Consider the following 4,466-nt stretch of genomic DNA (forward strand, 5'->3'; position numbering starts at 1 on the left):
TACCGGCATTCCCGCATGTATCATCGTTCTGCGTCAGCGCATCCACCAAGGCGCGAACCTCGTTTCCGGCAAACCCGCGGACCGTCAGGGCAAGGTGCTCTTCATCAACGCCGACCGCGAGTATTTCGAAGGTCGCGCGCAGAACCACCTTATGCCCGAGCATATCGAGAAGATCGTCACCACCTTCGAGGAATACCGCGAGATCCCCGGCTTCTCGACCATCGTCGACCTCGAGACGCTGAAGGCGAACGACTGGAACCTCAACATCCGCCGCTATGCCGACAACGCGCCGCCGCCCGAACCTCATGATGTCCGCGCTCACCTTGTCGGTGGCATCCCGAAGTCGGAAGTCGAGGCAAGGGCAAAGCTCTTCAAATTCCACGGCCTGAACCCGATGGACCTGCTGACCCCGCGCGATGAACGCTACCTGGACTTCGCGGTACAGATCACCGCCAAGGCCCACATCAAACCGGCCATCGAGACCAACGCGGGACTCATGGCGCGCGAGGTCGAGATATGGGACAAGTTCAACGCTTGGTGGACCGACCACACCGCTGCCATCACCGCGCTGGCGGGCGACGATAACGCGACCGCACTGATCGCCCTGCGCGACGAACTTCTGTCCAGCTTCTCGACCACGCTCGAAAGCCTCGCCATGCTGGACCCGTTCACCGTGCGCGGGATCATCGCGCAATTCTGGAACCAGTCGCGGTTCGACTTTCTCACCCTCATGGCCCGCGGGACCAAGGGCGTGGCCGATGCATGGCGCACCTCCATCGTCACCGCACTGGAAGACAAGGGCAACAAGGAGAACCCGCTGGACCACAAGCTGGTCAGCTTTCTGATGGGCGGCTTCGTCACCCAGATCGCCGAGTTGGAGGCCGAGAAGGCCGAGCTGGATGCCAAGATCAAGGCCGCGACCGCCAAGCCCGAAGAGGGCGAGGAGGAAGAGGATGACACTGATCCGGTGGATGAGAAGCAGATCAAGGCGTGGAAGAAGGAGCTGGCCGAGGTCAAGAAGACCCTGAAGGCCAAGAAGGACCAGTTCACCACCGAATTGAACAAGGGCGTCGATGACTTGACCGAGGAAGGCGCGGCGGAACTGCTGCTGAAGATCCTGCATGATGACATGCAGAAGATCCTGACCCGCTACATCACCGCGCAGCGTGGGCAGATCGTGGCGGCGTTTGAGACCTGGTGGGACAAGTATCGCGTCACCCTGACCGAGATCGAAGGCGCACGGGCACAGGCAACCGAAAAACTGGCCGGCTTCCTCAAGGGGCTGGGGTATGTCTGAGCTTCCGATTTCTCAAGTCGCCGAGATAAATCCCCGGTCCTACCCGCCCAACGGTCTCAAGCTATCTGATCCGGTGAGCTTCATTCCCATGGCGGATGTGTCTGAAAGCGGTGCTTGGATCGGACACAAGCGTGGTCCTCTTATCGCCGCTGCAGGTGGGTATACGAATTTCCAAGAGGGCGATGTGCTTCTGGCGAAGATCACACCGTGCCTCGAGAATGGCAAAGGCACTCATGCGGTCGGCCTATGGAATGGATACGGATACGGAAGTACCGAATTCCATGTGCTGCGAGCAAAAGGTAGCGTCTTGGCCCGTTATCTGTTCCACGTCACTCAGCACGAGAAATTCCGCGTGAAGGCGGAAATGCAAATGACAGGAACTGCGGGCCAACGCCGCGTTCCCACAGATTTCTTCGACCGATACTGCGCCTACGTGCCTTCGAAGGCCGAGCAATCCAAGATCGCCGAGATCCTCGATACGTTGGATGCGGCGATACGGGGGACCGAGGCGGTGGTGGCCAAGTTGAAGGCGATGAAGCAGGGGCTGTTGAATGACCTGCTGACCCGCGGCATCGACGCCAACGGAGACCTCCGCCCCCCCCAGCCCGAGGCCCCCCACCTCTACAAGCAAACTCCGCTCGGCTGGTTGCCGAAGGAGTGGGCTTTCTCTTCGGTCGGCGACACTCTTGCAGAACCAACCAGAAATGGCCTCTATAAGCCAGCTGCATATCATGGCCGCGGGCCACTGATGGTTCAGATGGGATGTTTGTTTTCTGACGAGCGCGTAAACTTCTCTGGGGCCACCCGAGTATCTGTGTCTCCCATGGAACTGAATTATTTCGGGCTTCAGAATGGCGACCTGTTGTTCGCTCGGCGTTCTTTGGTCTTTGAGGGGGCTGGGCTTTGCGCCATAGTCAAGAACCTGCCAGAAGCAAGTACATTTGAGTCTTCAATCATTAGACTGCGATTGACCACCTCGAAAATCCTGAGCGATTTTGCTGGCTTATTCTTCAGAGGTTTTGCCAGTTCGTCGCAGCGAAGAACCCTCATCCGCCAAGTAGCTGTATCTGGAGTCACCAGCGGTGATATAAAGTCTCTCTATCTTCCACTGCCTGATTTGGTCGAGCAAGGTGAGATCATTCAGCGGTACAGCGCAATAAACCACACGATTCACGGCGAGGATGAGCTACTCGCCAAGCTGCGCCTCCAGAAATCCGGCCTGATGGACGATCTGCTCACCGGCAGGACGCCCGTCACCGCGCTTTTGTAATCGAAGGGTCTGCCCATGGGACATGAATACGATGACGTCGAAAAGCCCTTCATCGACCAATGCGTCTCCATGGGCTGGACCGCGCAGACCGGCAGCAAGGATGAGCCCGCCCTGACGGGCCGCACCAGCTTCAAGGAGGTCGTCAGTGAGGCCACGCTGCGCGAGCGCCTGCTCGCCATCAACCCGGGCCCGGACGGCCAGCCCTGGCTCGACGAGGCGCGGTTGTCCGAGGCTGTCAGCGCGCTCACCCGCCACGGCCATCGCGGGCTGATGGAGGCCAATCAGGCGGTCACCGAACTGCTGCTCAAAGGCCTGACGGTCGAAGGCCTGGCCGGCTGGGACGGCGGGCGCGGCCAGACCATCCGCTACATCGCCTGGGACGATGTAACGGCCAACAGGTTTACCGTCGCGAACCAGTTCCGCGTCGACTGCCCGCCCGGCCATGACGTGGGCAAGGGCTTCATCATCCCCGATGTGGTGATGCTGGTGAACGGCATCCCCGTGGTGGTGGTCGAGGCAAAAAGCCCCGGCATCCCCGAACCGCTGGCCGAGGCGGTCAAGCAGCTGCGCCGCTATCACAACGCCCGCAAGGCCGCGCTGGAAGTCGAGGAGAACGAGGGCACGCCCGCGCTCTTCGCCAGCGTCCAGCTGCTGATCGCCACCACTTTTGACCAGGCACGCGTCGGCTGCATCGGCGCGGGATTGGAGCATTACGGCCAGTGGAAGACGGTCGTCGGGCCGGATGGTACGGGGTCGGAAGACGACGTGATCAAGGCCCTGGGAAAGAAGGGCCTGTCGGAACAGGAGCGCCTTGTCGCGGGGATGCTGCGCCCGGCGCATCTGCTGGATATCCTGCGCCACTACCTGCTGTTCATGAATGTGGGCGGCCAGACCATCAAGACCGTCTGCCGATACCAGCAATACCGCGCCGTGAACCGTGCGCTGGAACGGCTGCGCAGTGGCAAGACGCGGGCGCAGGATGGCGAGTATGACCGCCGGGGCGGCATCGTCTGGCACACGCAGGGCTCGGGCAAGAGCCTGACCATGGTGTTCATGATCCGCAAGATGCGGACGGATCTGGCGCTGCGGAAATTCAAGGTGATCATGGTCACCGACCGCAAAGACCTGCAGCGGCAGTTGTCGGAGACGGCAACCCTGTCGGGGGATGTGGTCGAGATGGCGACGAGCAACGGATCGTTGAAGAAACTGGCGAAGCGCAAGGGGCCGGGCCTCGTCTTCGCCACTATCCAGAAGTATCGAACGGATGAGGACGTGGCCGAGGTCGCAACGGGGCCCGCCTTCGAGGTGCTGAACGAGGACGAGACCATCGTTGTCGTGGTGGATGAGGCGCATCGGACGCAGGCAGGCGATCTGCACGCCAACCTGATGGCCGCACTGCCGAACTGCGCCCGGATCGGTTTTACCGGCACGCCGATCATCATGGGGGAGAAGAAGCGTACCACCCAGATCTTCGGCGAGTTCATCGACAAGTACACGATCCGGGAAGCCGAGGCCGATGGTGCGACGGTGCCTGTCCTTTACGAGGGACGGACTGCCGAGGGGGCGGTGAAGGATGGCGCCACGCTGGACGGGCTGTTCGAGGACATGTTCCGTGGCCGCACGGACGAAGAACTGGAAGCGATCCGTAAGAAATACGCCACCAAGGGCAACATCCTCGAAGCCCCCACTCTGATCGCGGAAAAGGCGCGCGACATGCTGCGGCATTACGTGTCCAACCTCTTGCCGAACGGATACAAGGCGCAGGTGGTCGCCTACAGCCGCACGGCGGTGGTCCGGTATCAAGCCGCGTTCCTTGTTGCCCGTGATGAGCTGATAGCAGAGGCTGCAGCGCTGTCCGACCAAGACAAGGCGACGGATGACGAGGAGCTTTGCACCAAA

General features: G+C 60.9%; 3 protein-coding genes. All 3 read left to right on the forward strand.

Annotated elements, in window-relative coordinates; all coding sequences use genetic code 11:
- A partial coding sequence (locus DW2_RS18735; RefSeq protein WP_038148973.1) for an N-6 DNA methylase occupies positions 1-1,297 on the forward strand: 1,297 nt, incomplete at its 5' end.
- A complete protein-coding gene (locus tag DW2_RS19195; protein WP_051856477.1) occupies positions 1,290-2,567 on the forward strand; it encodes a restriction endonuclease subunit S in 1,278 nt (425 codons plus the stop codon). The genes DW2_RS18735 and DW2_RS19195, both read left to right, overlap by 8 nt.
- A gap of 15 nt (positions 2,568-2,582) precedes the next feature.
- On the forward strand, positions 2,583-4,466 hold a 1,884-nt coding region (locus tag DW2_RS18745), incomplete at its 3' end, for a type I restriction endonuclease subunit R (RefSeq protein ID WP_038148975.1).

The organism is Thioclava atlantica (assembly GCF_000737065.1).
In the GTDB taxonomy this organism is placed as follows: domain Bacteria; phylum Pseudomonadota; class Alphaproteobacteria; order Rhodobacterales; family Rhodobacteraceae; genus Thioclava; species Thioclava atlantica.

What these genes read in the sequence shown, in the direction of transcription:
- DW2_RS19195 (WP_051856477.1), top strand. Translation starts at nt 1,290, where the DNA reads ATGTCTGAGCTTCCGATTTCTCAAGTCGCCGAGATAAATCCCCGGTCC.